Genomic DNA, 24,323 nt, shown 5'->3' with positions numbered 1-24,323 from the left:
TGTAAATTTTTCTTCCCTGATCCTGGCGGATGATAAAATATAGGACGCCTCCATTCATCAGAAGGAGAAAAAGATCGGTAAGTTTGATCACAATAGGTCTGGTGGGTGGAAACCAGTGGAAAAAAATTCCGCAGGCGAACAAAAACAATAAAAGAAAGGAAAAATTACCGGGAGAGATATATTTCATGATTTGCATAAACAACAAATAAATCCGTAATTTTAATAATGAACAATTTATGCAAATTTTTGTTGAAAAGGAAAATACCTTATTGTCTAACAACTTACGAAGCTCGATGAACAAAAAGATTATAGTAATTGGCTCAGGATTCTCGGGGTTATCAGCTTCTGCCATATTGGCAAAGATGGGGTATCAGGTGGATGTGTATGAAAAAAATGCAACCCCCGGTGGCAGGGCAAGAAATTTCAAAGAAGCAGGATTTACTTTTGATATGGGGCCAACCTGGTATTGGTTGCCCGATGTGTTTGAAGAATACTTTGAAAGATTTAACAAAAAAGTTAGTGAAATGTATCAGCTGGTTCGGCTGGACCCATCGTACAGGGTCTATTTCGGGCCGGGAGATTTTATTGATGTACCTGCGGGGATGGATGCTATTTACAGGTTATTTGAAGAATGGGAGCCCGGAAGCAGCAAACGGCTGAAAAAGTTCATGGAAGATGCCCGCTACAAATACCAGTTAGGTATGAAGAAGCTGGTATATAAACCTTCCTTGTCATATTTTGAATTTCTTGAGCCCTGGCTTTTGCGGGGTATAGTCCACGGCGACTTTCTCCGTTCAGTTTCGAAGGTAGTGAGAAAGAATTTCAGGAATATGCGTCTGGTCCGGATCCTTGAGTTTCCTGTAATATTTCTCGGGGCAACTCCCTGGAAGACGCCGTCACTTTATACCTTGATGAATTTTGCTGATATGGGCATGGGGACATGGTATCCGATGGGAGGGATGTATTCTGTGGTTGAAGCCATGGTTCGTTTGGCCGAAGAACAAGGTGCAGTGTTTCATTATAATGCTCCTGTTGAGCGCATCCTGAGCCGGAATGGAAAAGCATACGGTGTCCGGATAAACGGAGATATCATTGAAGCTGACCTGATCCTGTCCACAGCCGATTATCATCATACCGAATCTGAATTGCTTGACACTGAGGAGCGTTCCTATTCTGAAAAGTATTGGGATACAAGAAAGATGGCTCCTTCAGCCCTGTTGTATTACATCGGACTGGATAAACCGGTTCAGGGGCTATTGCATCACAATCTTTTTTTTGATGAAGATTTCGACCGACATGCCGATGAAATATACAAAACGCCCCAGTGGCCCGAAAAACCAGCCATATATGTCTCGTGCAGTTCAAAAACCGACCCGGCTGTAGCTCCTGAAGGATATGAAAACCTGATTGTGCTGATACCGGTAGCTCCGGGATTGAAAGATACAGAGGAGATTAAACAAAAATACTATGAATTGACATTAAAGCGGATTGAAAAACTGACCGGAGAATCTCTCAGCGGGCATGTTGTTTATAAGCGGATGTATGCCCACAGTGACTTTTCTTCCGATTACCATTCATTCAAGGGGAATGCCTACGGGCTTGCGAATACCCTTGATCAGACTGCAATTTTCAGGCCTTCACTCAGAAGCCGTAAGTTAAAGAATCTTTTCTATGCCGGCCAGCTGACTGTACCCGGCCCGGGGGTTCCTCCTTCGATTATTTCAGGGTACGTTGCTTCCGGACAAATCGATTCATATTTTAAAAGTCTGTAAATTATGAAGGATTTGTTTTTCGAAGCATCCATACAAACCAGCCGTCTTGTTACCAGGCTGTACAGTACCTCTTTCTCTTTGGGAGTTCGCATGCTAAACAGGCGATTCCGGGATCCGATTTACGCTATTTATGGTTTTGTGAGGTTTGCTGACGAAATTGTTGATACATTCCAAAATTATAACAAGAAGCTTCTCCTGGATCAATTCCGGGAAGATACTTACAAAGCAATCCGTTCCGGAATCAGTCTGAATCCTGTACTGAACAGTTTTCAATGGGTAGTCAACAAGTATCAGATTGACACAAAACTGATTGATACTTTTCTGCACAGCATGGAAATGGACCTGTCAAAAACAACGTACACCAGGGATGAATACAATGAATACATACTTGGTTCGGCTGAGGTGGTTGGGTTAATGTGCCTGCAGGTCTTTTGCGAGGGGAATAACGGGGAATATGAGCGTCTGAAGCCCCTCGCCATGAAACTGGGTTCTGCATACCAGAAAATCAATTTTCTGCGTGACCTTCGGCAGGACAATCAGGTGCTGGGAAGAAACTATTTTCCTGGTATCGATATCAGGCATCTTACGGTTGAAACAAAACATCAGATTGAGCAGGAAATTGAACAGGAATTCAGAGCCGGCATGGAAGGGATAAAGCAATTGCCTCCGGCTGTGCGGCTGGGTGTTTATCTAACCTACGTTTATTACACAGCGCTGCTGAACAAAATTAAAAAGACCACACCGGAAGATTTATTGCGGAGAAGGGTGCGAATTCCAGATCTGAAAAAATGTTCGCTGCTGGTTTTTTCTTACCTGCTTTTCAAAGTCAGGAAAATTTAGAACTGTTTTTCAGAAATGTGATTAGAAATCAAATGCAATCAGTATTTTTAAGGAAACCGGATGAAGCATGAGGATCTCATTCTATCTGTATTTTTTTGTTGTCATGGTTCAGGCTCAGGGTTTCAGCCAGCAGGTTTCCCCGGATACGGTTCAGAAAATGTTTCTGCTTTCTATGGAAGATGATGCCATGAATGCAGAGCTTTTCCGGTACCTTAGCCGAAGGGATTTTTCTGACGATAATGCTCTGATGCTTGCCTACAAAGGCTCATCCAGGGCAATGATGGCCCGATCGGCGTCATGGCCAACTGCAAAATATAAGTATTTTACGGAAGGAAGGGATATGATTGAAAAAGCTGTTCAGCTGCAGCCGGCCAATCCTGAAATCCGTTTCCTCCGTCTGATGATCCAACTGAATATCCCTTCTTTCCTTAAATACAATAATCAGGACGAAGACCGTCAGTTTCTGGTTCAGTATTTTGGGAAAAACCGGCCGGCAAAAGGTTCTTTTGAAGAAACCATGGTAAACCTGATCAGAAAATACGGAAAATTGTCAGCATCGCAGAATGCAGTGCTGGAAAGAGGTTCCTGAAAAGCAATACATAAAAAAACCATACTATGGAAACGGAAATTTTACTGAAAATAATTCTTGTTATTGCTGCCTTCTGGTTTATGGAATTTATGGCCTGGTTTACCCACAAGTATGTTATGCACGGTTTCCTGTGGGTGCTGCATAAAGACCATCATGCCCGCACAGGTAAGCGTTTTGAATGGAATGATCTGTTTGCACTGATGTTTGCCATTCCTTCCTTTCTTTTGATATTTAATGGTTTGCCGGAGACAGGCTACGGTTTTTTCATCGGAATTGGCATAGCCTTGTATGGTTTGGCGTATTTCCTGTTCCATGATGCACTGGTGCATCAGCGGGTCAGGTTATGGGGAAATACTGACGGTGTGAATTATCTGCGGGCTGTGGTGGCTGCTCATGAAGACCATCACAAAGGCAAGAAAAACTTTGGTTTTTTGCTTCTCTTCCCCTGGAAATATTTTAAGCCGGAACATCAGAAAAGCTATTATAACCGTATATACGGAAGGCCCAAAAAGAGCCCTGAAAATTCATCAGTAAACGAAACAAGCAGGCAATGAGCAGTTATTTTCTGGTGTTGTTTTTTGCAGTAGTTTTTCCATTTCTGCTGAGCTTCGATCGCAAGGTCGCTTTTTACCGGCTCTGGAAATATGTTTTTCCGGCTATTCTGATAACTGCTTTGCTTTTTATTCTTTGGGACATTCTTTATACATATCTTGGGGTATGGAGTTTCAATCAAAAGCATCTGTCGGGCATTTATTTTTTTAACCTCCCGGTGGAAGAAGTCTTGTTTTTTATTGCTATACCCTATGCGGCTTTGTTTACATATGAAGTTCTGCTGGTATATTTCCCGAGGGATTATCTGGGCAAGTATGCCCGTTTCATTTCCCTGTTTCTGGTGATTGTCCTGATACCGACAGGACTCATTTTTTACGACAGATTGTATACTTCGGCCAATCTGATTCTCGGCGGCCTGCTCATTTTGTTTTTTCAGTTTGTACTGAAGGTTTCGTGGATGGGAAGATTTTACCTTGCCTTTGGAGTAATCCTTATTCCTTTTATTCTGGTGAACGGGATTCTTACAGGCAGCTGGATTGACGGGGAAATTGTAAGTTATAACGATTCCGAAAACCTGGGATTAAGAATTCTGACCATCCCTGCAGAGGATATTTTTTACGGAATGAGTCTGATTCTGCTTAATACAGGTTTTTTTGAATATTTCAGGACAAGAAAGGATCATTTGTTCAAAAAGGGAGCCAGCCTGGCAAACAGGGCATCCTGAAAGACCGGTTTGGCAATATAGGCATCACAACCTTCCCTGAGGCAACGTTCTTCATCATCGTGCATGGCATAGGCGGTCTGGGCTATCACCGGAATATCGGGCCGGAACTGCTTGATAAGCCGGGTAGCGGTAAATCCATCCATAACCGGCATTTTGATGTCCATAAGCACCAGATCAGTTTCAGGATGCAGGCGGCAAAGCCTTACGGCCTCCTCTCCGTTGCCGGCGGGGTAAACAGTAATCCCGGTTTTCTGGAGAATTTCCTGAAGATAATACAGGTTCGCCGGCTCGTCCTCGGCCAGGATGATGGTTTTTGCGCTCCAGTCGGGAATATTTTTTGGTTCAACACCGGAAAGCATAATCTGGCTGGTTTGATGGTTTTGTTCATTAGGCAGGAAAACCGAAAAGCGGGTACCTATGTTCTTTTGGGAATCGACATTGATAAATCCTCCCAGTAGCTGGACAATGTTTCTGGTAATGGCAAGACCAAGGCCGGTGCCCGGATAGAGTCTGGCATTGGAATCATCAAGCTGGGTAAACCGGTCAAAAATCAAGGGGATTTTCTCAGAGTCCATACCAATTCCTGAATCCTCAACATAAAAAACGACAAATTCCTGATTGCTTATGGTCTGGGTGTAAATACCTACCTCGATGTATCCCTGATGAGTGAATTTTACGGCATTGCTCAAAAGGTTGTTCAGAATCTGGCGAAGCCTTGCCGGGTCGGTAAGCAAAGTTTCCGGACAAGAAGGATAGAATTTTGGCCGTAATTCTATATCTGTTTTTCCCAAAGAATACAATTGTTCCTGAAAAGCCATCAAAACTTCACGGATAATTTCAGAGAGACTGAAACAGACTTTTCTTATTTTGAGCTGGCCGGCTTCAATTTTGGCCAGGTCAAGTATGTCATCAATAAGGTGCAGAAGAGAATCGCCATGTGATTTAATAATGCCAATGTACTCCAGTTTTTTGTCTTCAGTAAGGTCAGGATCTGTAAGGAGTTCGGCAAATCCGACAATGGCATTCATCGGAGTACGGATTTCGTGCGACATGTTCGAAAGAAATGCGGTCTTGAGTCTGTCGGCCTCCTCTGCTTTGTTTTTCGAGCGAATCAGTTCCTTTTCAATGATTTTCCTTTGGGTTATATCCCGTATTACCGAAATGATGCCGTTTGCTTCTCCATTGCATCCGTTCAGAATGGCAGAATTGATTTCTGCAAAAAATACAGAACCATCCTTCCGCAGGAGAGTGTATTCTCCATCTTTATATGTACCAGTGCCATTTTTTAATTCCTGCAAGGCTATTTTGACAGCGTTCTTATGTTCCGGAGTAACAAATTCATACAAGGGAATTCCCTGATAAGGAAAATCCGGTTCATAGCCAAACAACGAAAATGTTTTGTCAGAAACGAACAGCAATCTTCCTTCTTTATCAGAAACAACAATGGCATCAGGCGATGTTTGCAGCAGTCTCCGGTATTTTTCTTCCGATACTTTCAGGGCGTTTTCAGTTTCTTTATAGGAGGAGATATCAGTAAAGATCAACATATGCCCCTGGTTGCCCCCGAAATATACAGGATTCACAAAGACATTCCAGTACCGGCAGACCCCATTACCATCGTAAAACCTGATTTCGTTATGTTTGTCATCGGTTGCTTCAGCAGGTTCAGAATTATCAAATTGCTTCAAAAACCGATCCCGGTCTTCAATATGGATACGGACTGCAAAATCCTGCAGTTTGTATAATGAAAGCACATCGGTATCCAGCTTTGTCAGGGCAGCAGCCGTTTTATTAAAGTAGGCCACTTTGCCGGAAACAAAAACTATGGTACCGAACAATGTCTGGTGTTCAATGCAAAGGAACAGGTCCTCGGTCAGGACCGGTTTTGTTTTTATACCATCAGCCTCTTTAGGAAGGTAACCGGTGGTTCTGATTTTCCTGCTGAAAAAGGACAGGGTCCGGAAAGGCATTCTTAGGCAATTTGCAGACACAATCCTTGTTTTATAGTTTCATTAAATGGGATAAGAAGCCAGGTAAATATACATGGGATTGAAATGAAAAAATTTTCTAAGAATATGATTTATATCAATGTATTAATCAATTTAAATCATTTTCTTTTGTTCTGTTTGACCCGGATTGCGCCTTTGAAGAGCGAACGAACGAATGCACAGGGTGGTGACCTTTTACACAGGCAACCGGGCAAATATCGCTGAAATGCAGTAAAAGTGAACCCTGTGGCACATTGATCAGTTTCTGTTGCGCAATGTGAGTTTAATAAACGAGAAAGATTTACGGGGATTCCTGACTTCCTATAAAGGATTAGGCTGTGTTAACTCTGATCAGGGGAAGACGATGGATTTAAGATTTGACGCCTGAATGGCGGTTACCGTCTTAAAAAAGCGGAGTGCGCTGGCCATTGGCAGAAACCCTGAAAATTTTTCCATTCTCGATCAGAACTGCTTCGGGTTCGGCCTTGAATGTATAGTAAGGAACATCAACTGCAATTACTTTTCCGTTATAAAGGGAAGTAATCCTGGGCACGTTGGTATGGCCCACAAAAATGGTTTTTACATGGTAATGGTTTGTAAGGCTGTCAACAAAAGCAGGGTCAGCCATCGGATAAGCATGGTTCTTTTCAACCAGTCCTCTGTACCAGAAGATTCCTATGTTTCCTGTCAGCAGTTTTTCCAGGTTATGGTCTTTTTTCTCGGGCTTTTTGGCGAGGTAAGCTCTTACGATGGCATTCATTTCAGATGGTGTGAGTTTCTGGGAGAAGACCTCCGGAGAGATACCTGCATGAACAAACATGTACTGGTTGATAATTAGGACTGAATTCAACGACCGGATCCATTGTCCGAAGAGAGTATTTTTTCCGAAATGGGAAGAATAGTCTTTTCGCACCTTATCGTTGAGATAATAGTATTTAGAGGGGAGGTATCGGTAGTCTTTCCGCAGCATCATGATTTCATGGTTTCCCAGAAGGTAATGAACGTTGCCTCCTGCCTCCGATGCCTGCCGGGCAAGGTGATAAATAAACCACAATGATTCGGTAACCTTGTCGCCCCGGTCAAAAATATCACCCTGAAATACAAGATGTCCGTTACCGAAGTTCCAGCTCAGGTCGTTATTGATAATATTGTTGGCTTTCAGCAGGGAAATCATTCCGGTATATCCGCCGTGAACATCTCCCATAACGAAGATTTTTTCCACTCCGGAAAATGTATCGGATTGTGGTTCGGTTGGTGGGTAGACAGTGTAGGTAGCGGTATCATTTCCCATGCCTTTGATTTTCATCGGAAGAGAAGTAAAGGGAACTGTCTGTTCCCGCAAAAAGGCTTTGCGGGTAAGGGAATCGTAAACAAGATAATACAGGTTTATTTTCTTTTTTCCCTGAAAACGTACATAAGGGCCGTCGGTCCAGTTGGGAAGGTGTTGCCGGTAGTAATTGGCAAGGAATTCTGAAGTGCGGCTGTAGAGATTGTAATTGGCGATATCAATGGCTGAAAGATGCTCGTTGTTGGTATGGTTTAACCAGGCTCCGTGCCGGAGCAGGTAGCGGGCAAGGCGTGTGTTGTTATTCTGGGCGGCATACATCAATGCCGTGTTTCCGGCCGAATCGGTTGCGTTCGGGTTTGCTCCCGCCTGTATCAGCATGCGTGGTATGTGAAGCTTGCCTTTAAAGGCTGCATGCATGAGCGGAGTTTTTCCCTGGCTTTGCGCATCAGGTGAAGCTCCTTTTTCGAGCAAATATTTCGTAAGGCGGGGTGAATTATTCAGAATGGCTGTAACAAGAAGCGTGTGATTCGACTGGGGACAGATGCTGTTAATACCATGGGTGCGGAGATAGCTGTTAACGACAGATGTATCAGGTGAAAAAAGGGATCCAAGGCAGGACGCATTGCCGGTTTGTGAAATTCCTGATATGCTCAGGAAGGCAAATATTGCAGTTAAAAAAACAATGCGTTCGGAACGTATCATCAAAAGCTCAAATCAGACTGTAAAAGTAACCAATCTGGATAAAAATATCAGAAGTTCCATTTGAGCCGGAAGAAATTAAGGTAAAAAGTCTGTCTGATTTCCGGCCCCCTGTCAAATTTGCTGAAACGGCCGCTGAAGATCTGGCTGATAAGGGAAGCTTCGAGGTTGTTGCTCAAAGAGAAAGAAAAGGAAGGGCCGAGATAGAACCCTTTTCCCGGCAGGCCCATTGCCGCCAGTGATATATTGAACAAAGGCGTGACCGGCACGCTGAGCTGCACCAGTGCAGAGATATCGGCGAAGGCAAGGTCTTTGACTGATGCGGGAGCATAGTAGTAGTCCATCAGCGTTTTTTCCGGCGCAGGATTCTGTTCCCACCGGTAAAGTATTTCGGCAATAAGATACCATGATTTGTAAAACATGCCGTCAAAGGATACGGAGGAGAGAATCATATTGGAGCCTTTCAGGGAATCAGTCCGGGGATGGAACCAGGAAACTTCTCCTCTGAAGCCGTATTTTCCTATATTGCCTGACCAGCCTCCTCCCAGAACCAGTTCATTCTGAGGAAGAACCGCGCCAAGGATCTGGAAATCGTAGTTCCATTTATTCCAGCGAAAAAGCCCTCCGGCAGTAATTTTTCCTGAGCTGTCTGCTTTAACGGCCATTTCAGCTCTTCCGGCAGCAGAATAGAACCATGTACACCGGATGGCATCGCTTCCGGGTCTTTCCGGATAATCAAAGTCGAAAAAGGAATAGGTATTGAACAGGTCATTGGGGTTCCACACGAGGGTCTGGCTCCAGTTGATGCGTTGTCTTCCAATGGCCAGTTCCAGTTTTCTGAAGGTAAGTTGCAGGTAGGCTCTGTCAATCTGACTGGTAAGGGCATGTCGGTTCCCGTGGGCCAGGGTAAATGACAGATCGGCCAAACCCCGGTCTTTGCCGGCCGAAGAGGCCATCATCGGGTTCAGTACAAAAGATTCTCCGAACGAAAGACGGTTTCTGACCTGCCATTCCGAACTGATCCAGGGCAGGGGTTGCCATGTTATTTTCAGGCGGTTTTGCAGTTCATGGTCCCAGATGGCATCATGAGGTTCCTGCAGAATCATCAGGGATGTGCGGTCAGATAAATACCCTGAAAAGGATGGGGCAGGAATCCTTTGTGTGCAGGAATCATTTTGCGCGCTTGCACAAAAAACAAGAAGGAAATAAACAGAAAACAGGAGTGCCTTTTTCATCCTTTGGCTTGCTGTTCATCACGAATTACCTTGCCGTCTTCGAGCATAATTATGCGGCGGGCTTTTTTCATAACACGGGGGTCATGGGTTGAGAAAATGAAGGTAATATTTTCTTCCCTGTTGAGTTTTTCCATCATTTCCAGGAGGTTTTCGGCCGAGTGTGAATCAAGGTTAGCGGTAGGTTCGTCGGCCAGGATAAAACGCGGCCGGGCGGCAAGGGCTCGTGCAACAGCTACTCTCTGCTGCTGGCCTCCTGAAAGCTTTGACGGACGGCTGTTGGCACGTTCAGCTAAACCAACTGCCTGAAGGAGTTCGGTGGCTCTTTTGCGGCGTTCACGCACCGGTTTCTTCTGCAGATGCATGATAAATTCGATATTTTCGCGGGCGGTAAGAACAGGAATCAGGTTGTAGGCCTGAAATACAAATCCCACGTTCCAGAGGCGGAAGTCGGTCAACCGGGACGAAGAAAGCTGTGCAAGATTGGTTCCGTTGACAATGATTTCACCCGAAGTAGGTGCATCCAGGCCGCCGATAAGATTCAGCAGGGTTGTTTTGCCACTGCCCGAGGGGCCGACAATGGCAGTAAACTCTCCCTCCTCAAAGCTGAGAGTGACATCCGACACAGCTGTCACTTCGATGGAATCTTCGCGGTATGTCTTTGTAAGGTTTTTCAGGGAAATGATTTTCATGTGCGGTTCAGTTTATTGAGTTTTTTTACAGCGTTCGTATGGCTTCAACGGGTCGCAGGCGCAGTGCCCGCCGGGAAGGACCGATGGAAGAAAGAACAGCCGCCAGTATCACCAGAACGGTGAGACCAAAATAGCTGTCGGCATTCAGCCGGGGATAAATCATGGCGGCAAAGCCGATGTCTTCGAATCCTTTAGAAAACATCAGTGCATTGAGTCCGTGCTGATGAAAATACTGCACAACAGGCAGGGTGATAAGGATTCCCGCAAGGGTTCCTGTGAGGGAAAGGAAAATGGTTTCGGACATGATCATCAAAAAGATTCTTTTTCCTGACATACCGACAGCTTTGAGCATTCCGATTTCACGCGTACGTTCGAGCACTGCCATCATCATTGTGTTGATGATTCCGAAACTGAGGGCAAGCAAAATGATGATCAGGATAATATACAGCCAGGCATTGGTATATTCGGCCATCAGGCCAAGATCGGGCATCAGTTCCTTCCATCCCATGGTTTCCAGTTGAGGGAATGCATTCCTCACAGAGGCGACTACCTGTTCAGTTGTATTATCATTTTGCAGGGAAACAAGAATTTCATGTAGCTGTTGTTTCTGGAGACCTGCAAGGGGTGCCAGATCGTCATTTCTGACAAATGCATTGGTTTCGTCGAAAGAGGAGTTGTAAGTTTTATAAATACCTTCCACCCTGAAAGCTCCATAAACAATATCGCCGGTGGCCGACTGAAAGGAAAGGATTACCCGGGAGCGAAGTTTGAGTTTCAGCCTTTCTGCAAGCTTCCGGCCAATAACAATCGTGTTTTTCTTTCCCGAAGCAAACCATGTGCCGGAAGTGTCGGAGATCTTCATGTGAAGGGCGGTGACATTCCTCTCGTTTTCGGGGCAAATACCGTTGATTTTAACGCCGGCACCTCCCGAAGCCGATGAAGCCATGGCTATTATTTTAATACGGCCGGAAACTGACTTTACCCGGGGGTCTTTTGTAAGGTAGGCGAGTACTTTTTGTGCATCAGGTATGGTATCAGCAATTTCTCGGTTGTTCAGAAAACCGGGATGATGAATCTGCAGGTTGGCAACTTCGTTGCGGATGGCATCGCTGAGCCGCTGGTCAACCATTCCGATAAAGATGGCCGACGAAAAGAGAGCGCCGAAAAGGCCAACCGCAATGGCAAATACTACAACCAGGCTGCGGGTTTTGTTTCTCCAGATATTTTTCCAGGCAAGTGACAGAATCATACAGGTAAATTTTTTTATCTGCGCAGGGCGTTGACAGGGGATAGACGGAAAATGGAAACAACAGGCCAGGCCAGTGCAATAAAGGTCAATATCAGGACGGCTATTCCCTGATTTATAATAAATCCCGGTTCCAGAAGGGCGGGAATTTCCGGGTCCATGCCATAGATTTCCATAGTTTTTGCCAGGGTTCCCGAGAGCATTACCGGGTGATGATGAAACCATGCAATAACAGGAAGGGCTGCAGCAATACCAAGCAGGACGCCAAGAAAAGCCAGAAGGACCACTTCCGTGGAAACAAGAGCGGCCACTTTATGTTTCTTCATTCCGACGGCTATCATGACGCCCAGTTCATAGCGCCGTTCATTGAGCATCATCATGAGGGTGCCAAAGATTCCAAAACCGATGATAAGGTAAAGAAGGCCAAGCAAAATATAGCCGCTTCCCACATCGGATATATATTGCTGGTAAAGTTCGGTTAACATTTGCTTCCAGGTCAGAACTTCAAACCCGTTTCCCAGGGTGCGGGAGAGTTTGTCGGCTGTTTTGTCGAGGGTTGATGGGTTCTGCAAGTCCACCACGAGGGTTGTCAGCCTATTTTCGGCTGAATAAAATTGCTGTGCTGTGGGCAGTGTAAGGTAAACCATCTGATTATCCCATTCGGGTGCAGGAAGTCGCACGATTCCGCGGACGGGAAAGACTCCTGCCGCAGAAGTACCTGCATATCCCTGGCTGATCATCAGAAGAGTATCTCCCACTTTCAGCTTAAGATATTCTGCCAGCCGGCGTGAAAGAAGTGCTCCCTGGTCGCCGGGTTCAAGCATTTTTCCTTCAGCCAGTTTTTCCGGCAGGCGTGTAAAACCATATTCTTTTCCGGGTTCAACGCCTGCTACAATAACTGGTTTGGTGCGTTCACCCGAAGAAGCAAGGGCGAATGATTCAAGACGAGGTATCAGAGCCCTGACATCCCGGTTGGCAAAAAGCGCTTTTTCGGTTTCCTCATCCCATGTGAAAGCGTAATCAAAGTTTTTGTTTTCCTGAAAGCCTGCGGCATGGATCTGAAGATAGCCGGTGTAGGAATGAAGCACGTTTTCCAGCAGACTATGCCAGCTTCCAAGGTGAAAGCTCTGTTGAACGGAAGCAAAAAATACCGCAAACAGAACGGAGGCTGTTGTAATGGCTGTTCTTTTCCGGTTCCGGCCCAGGTTCCGCCAGGCCATTTTAATGTATTCCTTCATGAGCAGGTTACTTGACTTGTTTCATGTTCTGCTGGGTGAAAAAACTTTCCGGGACAGGGACATTAAAGCGGATTTCATTCAGAATCACAATTGTCTGGTTGCCGGGTTTATCGGCAGGAATGATCTCAAAGCGGGTAGGGATCAGGCGGTTGTCCATGGATTTTATGTCAGACGCAATTTCCGTTCGCATGAGCACACCTTCTTCATCATAATATTCTGTACGAAGCTGGTCGTAACCTTCCTTGCTGATCCATTTGATAATTTTTCCCCAGACCACGGTTGCTTCTTCTTTTGGAAGCAGTTCGATTTTCCAGCAGAGGGTTCCTCCGGTGGTTTCGGTGCCGATAATTCTGTGTGTATAGTCATTCACCAGGGAAGATTCTCTCAGCAGGTCATCGTTGGTATAGTCCGACCCCATCCATCCCTGCGACAGCATGGAAGGAGGCAGTTTGATCATCCTGCTGATAGAAGGATTCCAGTTCCACATTTCGTTCTTCACTTTCAGAAAAGACTGACCTTTTTCTTTGGCAGGTCCGAGAATCAGCGTGAGGGCATAATCCCGTCCGCTGGTCCAGGTTTTGAATACGATCGTGCGTTCCCATTTCGGGCGTTTCACGATCATAGTCATGGTACTGATGCTTGATTTTTCGCCCTGAAACTTATTGTCGGCTTTCCGGATAATTTCAGTTGCATCCTGGGCTGTTGCGGGAAAAGGGAGACAGCCCGCCAGTATCAGCATGAGAAGGGGTTTCATGAATTTCCGATGTTTTTCTGTATTGTAAAATAAAGGAATTTTCTTCTAAAACACCGCAAACAAAAGTTTATGATTTTTAATGAAAAATCGTATTTTTGTGCCGCTTTTCAGGCACATGGTGTCAGCAAGTTTGCAGCCTCTGAAGCAACCCGGAAACCTGAAATTTTGCAAATCCGGCCCCATAGTTCAACGGATAGAACGGAAGTTTCCTAAACTTTAAATCCAGGTTCGATTCCTGGTGGGGCTACAATGTAGATTGCACCTTCACGAATTTCCCTGTAACCACTGTCCCGCTACTGGTGCGGATTCTTATAATGTAAATACCAGCAGGTAAATAGCCGATTTCTGTCTGATAAACGTTTTCTCCTCCCGGTTCAAAGACAGTTTTCCACAAGACTCCTGTTACAGAGTATATCTCTATGCTTTTGGCTGGCTGGTCAATTTGAATGCTTATTTTGTCTGTTACAGGATTGGGATAAATCTGCAGGGAACCTTTATCCGGCAGAGAATCACCGGTGGACTCACTGTACTGCCCCGGCATATTTTGATCCAGCCAGGCCAGACGTTTTCTGATCCAATCCTTAAACTGTTCGAGTACGCCTTCATAGGAATCGGGCTGAGGGTCCACTTCGGGGGTACCGACGTTAATACCCAGAATAGGCCATCGCACATAATGTCTGTTCTGGGCATAGTCAATCCGGGCGCTAACTGAATCAATGTATCCGAAAAGCGCCTTTTCGCTCAGTACGGTTTTCCGCAGGTTTACATAACGTGTATGCAACTCATCAGCAAAATGTTTGTCCTGCAAAAGTCTCTCCATCCAGGTAACTGCCACCGGCCAGTTTCCGCAGGTATTCACCTGATAGGCCCAGCCGGAGCCATCAGTCGCCCTGAAAATATCGCATTCATCAATGTTCTTCCATGCCCAGTCGAAGTCCCACACCGGACCGGCATGCAAACGGCCATCCCTGCTGTCGCGGTCTTTATAATAATAGCAGCTTTTCTTGTATGCATCGATATTCCGTGAGAGTTCCCCTACTATGAAATAATCAATAAACGAACCCATATCAATATAGGGCCTGTATCCCTTAAATGGGTCGGCAAATTCCTTCCCATACAAAGCCTTTTCAAAAGCATAGACGAAACTTCGCAGGTATTGCTTTTGCTGCCATGTAATCGCTTCCGGCCCCGGATATTCATAAACAAAATAAACAGAACTTCCTGGCCGGTCAAGCGCGGGATAAAGACTCATCCAGCTGTTGGAGGCATCGTAATAATCCTGTTTGAAGATATATCCGCCGGTAAGGCTGTCGCCGGCGTTATCGTCAGCATCCAGTTTTGCAATTGAAACCCTGTTTTTGTCAACTTTTATTTTCTCACAAAACAGATAAATTCCCTGGTAATCGCCGTTCAAAACCACTTCGCATAGGGTTGACCGGGGAGCATAGTGACCCATCTGGCGAAAAATCCGAAAAGCAAGCTCGTTCCTCAGGAAGGTCTTGTCATTATAACTGGGAATGAGAATCCAGTCGTTTTCCGGAGGAAATCCAAGCAGAGGAACATTCAGGTTTTCGCCGGAGGCATTGCGGGTTTCAAAAAGGTACGGCTTTTGAGGAAATGTTTGTGAATACCTGCCACGGTACTCAATGCCTATGTTTCCTTCGTACACGTTCCCCGGATCATCTGAGCTGTTGATGTTCCCCTGGCCATGAAATACAATCTTCAGAAACACATCCGTTTTGGGTTCATCCTGGATAATTTTCCCGCGGGTATCAATAACAAACAAAGGCAGACTGGTAGTGTCGGTAACCGAACCGGCAACAGTCACAGGCATTAAAACACCCGCAACAACAAATCTTCCCGCCAGAAAGATACGTTTTATCGTATTTATTGCATTCAAAATTACCCTTTAACGCTTTTTAGAAGCAGAACTGGTAACGTTTTTCAATACTGGTGGAATGCATCCGACACGAAACGAAGAACTTCGGGCAGGGATTCCCGCCAGTATGTCCAGTTATGTGCCCCGTCACGGATTCGGAATTCGTGCGGAATCTGCTTTTTGCGCATGGCAATATGCACCAGACTGTTTCCTTCAAACAAAAAATCATCATCCCCGCAGTCGATATACCAGCGGACAGATTTAACCTGGTCAACCGGCATATCATTGATCAGGCTCAGCGCATTGTGTTTTTTAAAGTAGGCTTCAATCTCCTCGTCGGTTGCTTTGATATTCATTTGATTCAGGCGGCTTTTTGCTTCTTCCGTATTGAGAGGCCCTATATAGGCACTTAAAGGACAGGCAGAGGAGAACAATTCAGGATGATGGAGGGCATACATAAAGCTTCCTCCTCCTCCCATAGATAACCCGGCTACAGCACGGTAACGTTTTTCTCCCTTGATCCGGTATGTTTTTTCAACATACGGCATAAGTTCCTGGAAGAAGAAGTCTTCGTACCGCCATTCTCCCTTAATATCATTAAAGTAACCCCGCTGACCCGTATTGGCATCGGGCATTACAATGATCATGGGGGTAGCGGTTCCTTCCCTGATTGCTTTATCGGCAATCCACTGCACTTCGCCAAACTGCACCCATCCTGTCTGGTCATCCCCTGCTCCGTGAAGCAGGTACAATACAGGATAACTTCGTTGCGAAGTTTCGTAATCAGGGGGAAGATAGATGGCAAATTTCCGGTCCATCTTCAGAATTTTGCTGGGCACAGTGAGGTTGTCGTAAACCTTGCCCTGCTGGGCATTCAGCAAAGCTGTCAAAAGAAACAGACTCAGGCTGACAGAAAGAATTTTTTTCATGGCAAGTGAGATTTTTTCATTTTCCGAAGATAACAAATTCGTGATTCATTGATCCTGCTTCGTGCATCCGTCATGGCTGAATTGCTTTCCTGATTAATGAATGCAAGATATATCCGCGATAAACCGAATACGAACTGTCGGTTTTATAAAAATTAAGCGCCATTCAGGATGCTTGTGCAGAAGTTGTGACGGAATAGCAGATTTCGATTAAATTTACACCCAATTGTAATACAAAAGCCGTGTCGTACATAGATATTGTCCTTCTGATTTTTCTTCTTTGGGCAGCCATCCGTGGCTTCATCAAGGGATTCATCAAAGAAGCTGCTGCTCTGCTGGCTTTGATTCTTGGCATTTATGCCGCGGCGAAATTTTCAGGGTATGCCGGGCAGTGGCTGGCAAAGTACATTCACACCAATCCCCAGACACTTTCGGTTATTTCCTTTATTCTTACGTTTACGGCTGTTGTTATTGTAATTTACCTCCTGGGAGCTTTTTTTGACTGGCTGGCGAAGGCGGTTGCCCTGGGACCTGTTAACCGGATTCTTGGTGTCCTTTTTGGTGTGCTGAAGACGGCTTTCATTCTGAGCGTTATTATTCTGGTTATCAATACAATACAGCCGTATTTCCGAATTCTTTCCGAGCAGGAAATTGCCCGTTCAAAAATGTACAAGCCTCTGTCTGTTTTTGCTCCGGCTGTTCTGCCTGTACTTACCAAAGGTTATTTCATCCTGAAGCCTGATTCCACAAATGTCCCTGAAAATAAACCCGCGCCCTGAACGAGCGCCGGATTTTCTGCAGGAATATTCTCCCGCTGATATTTAAATAAAAAGTTTCCTCTCCTTACCAAGCTGTGGCAAATAAACTCGGTATATAAAAAAGAGCATTGGAGATGAAACATCCCCAATGGGTTGGTGGGATGAGTAAATCCGGCTTGTACATCAGAACTGCAAACGAATTAATGCGCTGAATGAAAGCCTTCCAGGAGGCATCCGGGCAAACCCCGCTGTAACGCAGTGAAAGCGGCCCGCAGGGCACATTGCGCACTTTTTGATGCCCAATGTGGGATAAATCAGGTTAATTGCGAGGCTGCCTCGTCAGAAATTTAGAATTGTTATCTTTGACCGCTTATTATTCAGAACAATGGACTTTATTTCGGAACTGCGCTGGAGGGGCATGATACACGACATGATGCCCGGAACGGAAGAACAATTGAGAAAAGAGCCTACTACAGGCTACATTGGTTTTGATCCTACCGCCGATTCGCTGCATATTGGCAATCTGGTGCCAATTCTTTTACTGATGCATTTTCAGAGGGCTGGTCATAAGCCCATTGCCCTGGTTGGCGGAGCAACGGGAATGGTAGGTGACCCTTCAGGTAAATCAGAAGAAAGGAAATTTCTCGACGAGGAAACCCTGCGGTACAATCTTTCCTGCCAGAAAAAACAGCTCGAAAAATTCCTTGATTTTACCACCAAAATTAACCCTGCCGAAATCGTCAACAATTATGACTGGTTTAAGGACATGGGGTTTCTGCAGTTTCTCCGTGAGGCCGGGAAGTACATCACAGTCAATTACATGATGGCCAAAGATTCTGTGAAAAAGCGTCTTGAAACCGGAATATCCTTTACCGAATTTTCCTATCAATTGGTTCAGGGATATGACTTTTACTGGCTCTACAAGCATAAAAACTGCAAACTGCAGATGGGAGGAAGTGATCAGTGGGGAAACATCGTTACGGGAACGGAACTGATTCGCCGTAAAGACGGAGGCGAAGCCTATGCCCTCACCACCCCTTTGCTTACCCGCTCCGACGGAAGCAAATTCGGTAAGTCGGAAGGAGGAAACGTATGGCTGGATTCCAATAAAACTTCGCCGTATAAATTTTATCAGTACTGGCTGAATCTATCTGACGAAGACGCAGAGAAGTATATCAAAGTCTTTACCTTCCTTACGCAGGAGGAAATAGCTGCACTTACCGAAGAGCACAGGAAAGCACCAGAAACCCGTCTTCTCCAGAAAACCATAGCCAGGGAAGTTACAACTCTTGTTCATTCCCGGTCTGATTACCAGACAGCCGCCGAAGCTTCGGAAATTCTGTTTGGAAAGGGTACAACCGATGTTCTTAACAAACTTTCCGAAAATGATTTCCTCTCGGTATTTGAAGGTGTGCCTACGTATGAAATTGACAGTCAGCTGGTTCATAAAGGAACTCCGGCTATTGTTCTGCTGACGGAGCATGCACCCGTTTTCCCTTCCAAGGGGGAAATGCGGCGGCTGGTGCAGAATGGAGGGCTCAGCATCAACAAACAGAAGTGGACCCAGCCTGATGCACCTGTTACATCCGGTTTTCTGATCAGGGAAAAATACATTCTTGTTCAGAAGGGAAAGAAAAACTATGTACTTTTAAAGATCATCTGATGTGTTCAAAAAATCTTCTCCGGTATGGGAAATAAGAAAAAATCCTCCTTCAGTTTTGAATCGGACAACATCTTTTTTTACATTATAAGAAGATGGCGTTTTTTTGCTGCGGTTGTTATTGCCGCTGTGCTTGTCTCTTCCATTGTGTCCCTGCTGATTCCTCCCCGGTATAAGTCAACGGTTATTCTTTTTCCTGCCGCATCGGTTCCGGTTTCGCAGGTTTTGCTGGCTCCGGGGTATTCAGGTTCCCGTGTGGGCATCACCTCTTTCGGTGAGGAAGAAGAGGCAGAACAGGTTCTTCAGATTTTGAATTCCGAAGTAATCCGTGATGCCGTAGTGAAACAGTTCAATCTGATGGAGCATTACGGCATTGATACTTCCTCCCGCACAAAGAGGACACAGCTTCTTGGCGAGTATAAAAAGAATTTTTCTTTCCGGCGCACGGAATTCCTTTCAATTGAGATTTCGGTTCTGGATAAAGACCGTCAGATGGCAGCCGATATCGCCAATTATGTGGCGTCGCTCATCGATTCTGTTATGAATGGTATGAAGCGGGCTCGGGCTGTTAAGGCTTATGAGATTGTGGCCCGTGAGTACGAGGACCTGCAGAAACACGTCAATATGCTTCAGGATTCCGTAGAGTACATGCGAAAAATGGGTATTCCCGATTACGGCACACAAATCGAAGTGCTTACCGATCAGTATGCCCAGGCCCTGATCAAAGGAAATAGTGCGGCGGCAAGAACCCTGAAGGAGAAACTGGATCTGTTCAACCAATTCGGAAGCCGTTATATTGCACTCCGCACCAATCTTGATCTTGAAACCCGTCAGCTGAACGAGCTCCGCAACAGGTATATCCAGGCCAAGGTAGAAGCGGAACAGGATCTGCCCAATAAATTCATTGTTGACAGTGCTGTTCCTGCCGAGAAGAAATCCAAACCTGTGCGCTGGCTGATTGTGGTAGTTTCCTCATTCTCAGCCTTTATTATTGCCCTCATTGCTCTGTTGTTTTTTGAAAATCTCTGGAAAAAAATCCGCCGAGAAATCTGATGTATCTTTTTAAAAAGAATGTCCGCAGGGCCCTGCTTCTCTCCCTTGCCTTCATTTTACTGAATGCACTGGCCATTTATTTCGACCAGTACCTGCTCAATCTTCTTCCTTTTGTCCTGCTGGTTCTTGTCATTGCCTTTTATCATCTCGACTGGCTTTTCTTTGCTCTGGTCTTCCTTGTACCTTTGTCTGTTCAGCTGAAATATCTTGTTCCGGGGCTTTCCTTTGATTTGTTCCTGCCTACGGAACCTCTGCTCGCCGGAATATTGGTGCTTTTTATCCTTAAGCTGTTTAACGGCGAAAAGATTGAAAAGCCAGTGCTGAACCATCCGGTTACCCTGGCGGTACTGTTCTACCTTGCCTGGATGGCTCTTACTTCCGTTACTTCCACCATGCCGCTGGTTTCTTTCAAATATCTGCTGGCTCATCTATGGTTTATCGTTTCTTTTTATTTTCTGGCGGTTTATATTTTCAGGAAGAAAAAAAACATGTTCCGCTTCTGGTGGTTCTATATAATTCCCTTTGCCGTAGTGATAATTTACACGGTTTCGCGGCATGTTACCTTCGGGCTGAATAAAAAGACCGTGTATTTTGCCATGAAGCCTTTTTACAACGACCATACCATTTACGGGGCTGCCCTTGCCATGTTCATTCCCATACTGGTAGGAATGGCTATCTATTACTACCGGAAGGGTAATTTGTTGAAAAACATTATTCTCTGGCTGTTAACAGCTCTGTATACGTTTGGTGTTGTTTTTTCCTACACCAGGGCGGCATGGATCAGCCTGGCTGGCGCTCTGGCCGTGTTCTTTCTGATTTTGGTATTCCGTATCCGCTTCGGGGCACTTCTTGGAGGGGCTGTCCTTCTGGCAGGTCTTTTCTTTGCTTTTCAGACCCAGTTGATGATAAAACTTGAAAAAAACAAGCAGGATTCCTCCGTCGATCTGGCAAAGCATTTGCAAAGTATTCCCAACATTGCCTCTGATGCCTCCAACCGTGAACGGATCAACCGATGGCATTCGGCAATACGGATGTTCAGGGAAAAGCCTGTTTTTGGGTTTGGTCCCGGCACCTACATGTTTCAGTACGCACCCTATCAGAAATGGTATGAAAAAACCATCATCAGTACCAATTTCGGAACCCTCGGAAATGCCCACAGCGAATATATCGGGCCTCTGGCTGAATCAGGTCTGCCGGGAACCCTCAGTGTCCTGGTCATCATGATACTCACTTTCTTTACCGGGATGAAAGTTTATTACCGTTCGTCTTCATTCAAAATCAAAGTTCTTGCCTTATCTTCCCTGCTCGGACTTCTCACCTATTACATTCACGGTTTAATGAATAATTTTCTTGACACCGATAAAATATCAGCTCCCTTCTGGGGTTTTACTGCGATTATTGTTGCCCTGGATATTTACCACAGGAAAGAAACAACGAGCGTGGATGCAGGCAGACAGGATTTAACCAATGCCGGTCAGGCATAGAACTCAATACCCAGGATGGTAATGTCATCAAAGATGGCGGTATTACCACTGAGGATGCGTCTGGATTCAATAATACTGTTAATGTTTTCGGCAACGGGAGCTTCATTGGCTATGTTTTCCTCTATTACGGCGGTTCCGAAACCTATGCCCGTATCATCAATCACTTCCACCAGGCCGTCGGTATAGCAAATCATCTTCGAAGGTTCCTCAATCAGCATACTCCCGTGATGAATAAACGGTATCTCATCCAGCATACCGATCCCGACACAACCGCTGCGGAGAAAAACAAGTCTGCGGCTTTTCTTATGGTATAGTACCGGTGGATTATGCCCTGCATTCACAAAATTCAGTTCTCTTGTTCTATAGTTATATTTGGCTATAAACAGGGTAATGAATTTTTCCCCGTTGGCACTGCTCATTACCCGTTCATTCAATCTTTCCACCAGAGCAGTCAACGAAATCTCGTGCGAAAACAATGCCCGCAGGTTAGCCTGAAAATTTGACATCAGCAATGCGGCTGAAATTCCTTTTCCCGAAACATCCGCTATACAAAATCCAACTTCATCACGGCTCAGCCTGATACAGTCATAATAGTCTCCGCCTACTTCATAATGCGGATGATAAAATGACGTAACCTGAATGTGATTGTTTTTTGGAAGGGTTTCATTCTTGGGAATCAACATATTCTGCATCCGGGATGCGAGTTCCAGCTCCTTCTTCAATGCTTCCTGCCGCAGCAATTCATTGAACATTCTTATGTTCTCAATGGCGACCATAATGATGTTCGACAGGGTTTGCACAAAAGGCAGATGCTTGATAACCGGGCTTACTCCTTCTCCTTCCTCTATATCGCCTATAAGAACGTAGGCAATTGGATTGGTGGTCTTATAAACAGGAATTACAATATCGAAATGCTGGGAAAGGTTGTCACCGGCAGAGGTAAGAGTTGTAATTTCATCGTATTTCAGCAGATCTCTTTCAACGTCGATGGTTCTTGAAATATTCTCATCAAGGCCCCAGTAGAGAAGGCATTCCCATTTTTTCTCATCAAATTTATAGATGAGAATTTTGCCGATTTTCAGGTCTTCTTCCAGCAGGCTGCGGTAGCGGGCAAGCAGTTCTTCAACTGACAAATTTTCATTGATTGCCTGCGTAATTGATAACAGGGCATGCAGTTTAAAACTGGAAACCTTGTGCCGCTCACCCAATGTTTTAGCCATCTGAAATCATCCTGTAAATCACATATAAAAGTACAAAAATGTTTCATGCCGACAATTTCCTCAGCCATGTAAATTTTGGCCGGGAACGAAATTGTCGGCAGTAACTGGAACAGGGTTAAGGATTATTTTCCCTGTGTTACATAGCTTCCTGCAAGCGATACAACTCGTAAATCGTCGAGGCGGCTGCAGTCATTTTTCGGATAGAAGGTTATTTTGTATTCCCTGCCCGGAAGCATGTCAAAATAGTTGTCATCGTACCATCCGTCACATGATGCCGAATTCAGGTATACATCCCTGGCCGGCTTATCGGTGGTAAGGGTAATTTCATACACCTTTCCTTTCTTCTGCACGCTGTGTTTGATTTCAGGTATAGCAAGATTCAGATTTTTGGGAGCATCAAAATAGAAATAACGCTCTGTTTCCTTTGACTTTCCTGTGATGAATTCAGCATACAGAAAAACATCGTGCAGGCTACCCCGTTCAGTAAATGTTTGCATTGGCTCTGTCCAGACAACGGTACTGGCATTTCCCGGAACATTTACCTCCTTTTCGCGCTTTAAAAGCAATTTTCCATCGAAATGGTAAAGAGAAATTCTCAGAACGCCATGCTGGTCAGTTAAACTATCAGAAACCATATACACATAGAGGGAATCGTTCTTTACTTCGGGCGAAATAAGAAGCGGACTAAAAGCTCTCCTGGCGTAATAATGCAAGGCCTTCCAGCGACCGAAATAATCGGTGCTTGACCAGGAAGGGGCCTGCCAGCAGTCGTTGATCTGCCAGTATAACGATCCCATACACCACGGCATAGCTCTTCTGTGGGCCTCCATGGCCAGAGATACACCTTCGGCCTGCAGTACATGGTTCAGATACAGGAAATGTTCAAAGTTTAAAGCAGGCTTGTAATACATATCGAGGTATGTTTTGATCAGCATATTTCCCGGAGCACTTCTCTGGTGCCAGTTCAGCACTTCAGTAGTAATGTCCCTGTCTTCCGGTAAAGTAAATGATTCAATGGTCTTCATTTCAGGGAACGACTGAAATCCGTATTCGCTCATAAAACGCCCGATATATTTTTCATACAGACTGAATGGTTGTTTCCCGTGCCATACCGACCACATGTGTACATCGCCTGAATACAGTTCCCTGTTTGGCCGGTTATAATCGGTTATGTTCAGCCCCTGGGTAGGTGAGGACCACCAGTAAGCCATCCCGGGAGCGTATTCATTGACAACAGAAGGCAATAATTTATGAAACAATGTATCATATGCCTTCCATATTTCCTTTTTCTGTTCTTCATTGTACAGATTCTGCCAGCCCCAGTTTCTCCAGGCGGTTTCGATCTCGTTGTTTCCGCACCATAAAGCTATGGAAGGATGATTCCTCAGCCGCACCATATTCTGGATCGCCTCGTTCCTCACATTTTCAAGAAACTCATTGTCACCGGGATACATACTGCAGGCAAACATAAAATCATGCCATAGCAGAATGCCGTATTTATCGCATAAGTCATAGAATTCGTCATTCTCATAAATGCCTCCTCCCCACACCCTGAGCATATTCATGTTGGCATCTGCTGCCCTTTTTACAACATCTTCGTACTTTTCAGGAGTTACTCTGGGCAAAAAAGCATCGTTGGGAATATAGTTTGCTCCCTTCATGAAAACTGGCACTCCGTTAAGCTGGAAATAAAAGCTTTCTCCCTGGCCATCAGGATCTTTTTTCCGGA

The 24,323-nt window shown here is 45.2% G+C and carries 19 protein-coding genes, 1 tRNA gene and 1 pseudogene; 10 read left to right on the top strand and 11 right to left on the bottom strand.

Translation table 11 applies throughout. The features are described 5' to 3' along the window. The first annotated feature begins 293 nt into the window (after nt 1-293). From crtI to GX419_02865, 5 genes and pseudogenes are all read left to right on the top strand, one after another. The gene (crtI, locus tag GX419_02885) at nt 294-1,772 is read left to right on the top strand and encodes a phytoene desaturase (GenBank protein ID NLI23639.1); all 1,479 of its coding nucleotides are present in this window, start codon (nt 294-296) and stop codon (nt 1,770-1,772) included. 3 nt (nt 1,773-1,775) lie between these two features. Then, on the top strand, nt 1,776-2,612 hold the full coding sequence (locus GX419_02880) for a phytoene/squalene synthase family protein (protein ID NLI23638.1): 837 nt from the start codon (nt 1,776-1,778) through the stop codon (nt 2,610-2,612). Nucleotides 2,613-2,679: 67 nt separating this feature from the next. Continuing rightward, nucleotides 2,680-3,201 (top strand): hypothetical protein, encoded by a 522-nt coding sequence (locus GX419_02875; protein NLI23637.1) that lies wholly within the window; start codon nt 2,680-2,682, stop codon nt 3,199-3,201. An 80-nt stretch (nt 3,202-3,281) separates the two neighbouring features. Beyond that, nucleotides 3,282-3,662: pseudogene (locus tag GX419_02870) on the top strand (hypothetical protein). Between the two features lie 89 nt (nt 3,663-3,751). Next, nucleotides 3,752-4,477, top strand: coding sequence for a lycopene cyclase domain-containing protein (locus GX419_02865; protein ID NLI23636.1), 726 nt, complete (start codon nt 3,752-3,754; stop codon nt 4,475-4,477). Here the strand turns inward: GX419_02865 and GX419_02860 are convergent. The 7 genes from GX419_02860 to GX419_02830 all read right to left on the bottom strand — a co-directional run bounded on the left by GX419_02860 (nt 4,432) and on the right by GX419_02830 (nt 13,614). Further along, entirely contained in the window at nt 4,432-6,447 is a 2,016-nt protein-coding gene (locus tag GX419_02860) for a PAS domain S-box protein (GenBank protein ID NLI23635.1), read from the bottom strand. The genes GX419_02865 and GX419_02860 overlap by 46 nt on opposite strands. Nucleotides 6,448-6,868: 421 nt before the next feature. Beyond that, the gene (locus GX419_02855; protein NLI23634.1) at nt 6,869-8,455 is read right to left on the bottom strand and encodes a hypothetical protein; all 1,587 of its coding nucleotides are present in this window, start codon (nt 8,453-8,455) and stop codon (nt 6,869-6,871) included. Between the two features lie 47 nt (nt 8,456-8,502). Further along, a complete protein-coding gene (locus tag GX419_02850; protein ID NLI23633.1) occupies nt 8,503-9,687 on the bottom strand; it encodes a hypothetical protein in 1,185 nt (394 codons plus the stop codon). Continuing rightward, nucleotides 9,684-10,376, bottom strand: coding sequence for an ABC transporter ATP-binding protein (locus GX419_02845; GenBank protein ID NLI23632.1), 693 nt, complete (start codon nt 10,374-10,376; stop codon nt 9,684-9,686). The genes GX419_02850 and GX419_02845 overlap by 4 nt, the downstream gene beginning before the upstream one ends. A gap of 25 nt (nt 10,377-10,401) precedes the next feature. Continuing rightward, complete coding sequence (locus tag GX419_02840; protein NLI23631.1) at nt 10,402-11,625, bottom strand: ABC transporter permease; 1,224 nt, start codon at nt 11,623-11,625, stop codon at nt 10,402-10,404. 14 nt (nt 11,626-11,639) lie between these two features. Further along, a complete protein-coding gene (locus GX419_02835) occupies nt 11,640-12,860 on the bottom strand; it encodes an ABC transporter permease (GenBank protein NLI23630.1) in 1,221 nt (406 codons plus the stop codon). A gap of 7 nt (nt 12,861-12,867) precedes the next feature. Continuing rightward, nucleotides 12,868-13,614, bottom strand: a complete 747-nt coding sequence (locus tag GX419_02830) for an outer membrane lipoprotein-sorting protein (GenBank protein NLI23629.1) — start codon at nt 13,612-13,614, stop codon at nt 12,868-12,870. Between the two features lie 175 nt (nt 13,615-13,789). Between GX419_02830 and GX419_02825 the strand changes: the two genes are divergently transcribed. Next, a tRNA-Arg gene (locus GX419_02825) sits at nt 13,790-13,861 on the top strand. Here GX419_02825 and GX419_02820 read toward each other — a convergent pair. Beyond that, nucleotides 13,859-15,514, bottom strand: coding sequence for a T9SS type A sorting domain-containing protein (locus GX419_02820; protein ID NLI23628.1), 1,656 nt, complete (start codon nt 15,512-15,514; stop codon nt 13,859-13,861). The two genes, GX419_02825 and GX419_02820, sit on opposite strands and share 3 nt — an antisense overlap. A 44-nt stretch (nt 15,515-15,558) precedes the next feature. Next, the gene (locus GX419_02815) at nt 15,559-16,422 is read right to left on the bottom strand and encodes an esterase family protein (protein ID NLI23627.1); all 864 of its coding nucleotides are present in this window, start codon (nt 16,420-16,422) and stop codon (nt 15,559-15,561) included. 239 nt (nt 16,423-16,661) lie between these two features. Between GX419_02815 and GX419_02810 the strand changes: the two genes are divergently transcribed. The 4 genes from GX419_02810 to GX419_02795 all read left to right on the top strand — a co-directional run bounded on the left by GX419_02810 (nt 16,662) and on the right by GX419_02795 (nt 21,374). After that, nucleotides 16,662-17,198: a CvpA family protein gene (locus GX419_02810; protein NLI23626.1), complete on the top strand. Its 537-nt coding sequence runs from the start codon at nt 16,662-16,664 to the stop codon at nt 17,196-17,198. 364 nt (nt 17,199-17,562) lie between these two features. Beyond that, entirely contained in the window at nt 17,563-18,840 is a 1,278-nt protein-coding gene (locus GX419_02805) for a tyrosine--tRNA ligase (protein ID NLI23625.1), read from the top strand. Nucleotides 18,841-18,864: 24 nt separating this feature from the next. Further along, on the top strand, nt 18,865-19,890 hold the full coding sequence (locus tag GX419_02800) for a hypothetical protein (protein NLI23624.1): 1,026 nt from the start codon (nt 18,865-18,867) through the stop codon (nt 19,888-19,890). Then, nucleotides 19,890-21,374 (top strand): O-antigen ligase family protein, encoded by a 1,485-nt coding sequence (locus GX419_02795; protein ID NLI23623.1) that lies wholly within the window; start codon nt 19,890-19,892, stop codon nt 21,372-21,374. Before GX419_02800 ends, GX419_02795 begins: the two co-directional genes overlap by 1 nt. Here the strand turns inward: GX419_02795 and GX419_02790 are convergent. Continuing rightward, nucleotides 21,365-22,594: a SpoIIE family protein phosphatase gene (locus GX419_02790; protein NLI23622.1), complete on the bottom strand. Its 1,230-nt coding sequence runs from the start codon at nt 22,592-22,594 to the stop codon at nt 21,365-21,367. The genes GX419_02795 and GX419_02790 overlap by 10 nt on opposite strands. 122 nt (nt 22,595-22,716) lie before the next feature. Further along, on the bottom strand, nt 22,717-24,323 hold a 1,607-nt coding region (locus tag GX419_02785), incomplete at its 5' end, for a glycoside hydrolase family 2 protein (protein NLI23621.1).

It is taken from the genome of Bacteroidales bacterium (assembly GCA_012517825.1).
GTDB lineage: Bacteria > Bacteroidota > Bacteroidia > Bacteroidales > JAAYUG01 > JAAYUG01.
This window is presented reverse-complemented; position numbering and strand designations above follow the sequence as displayed.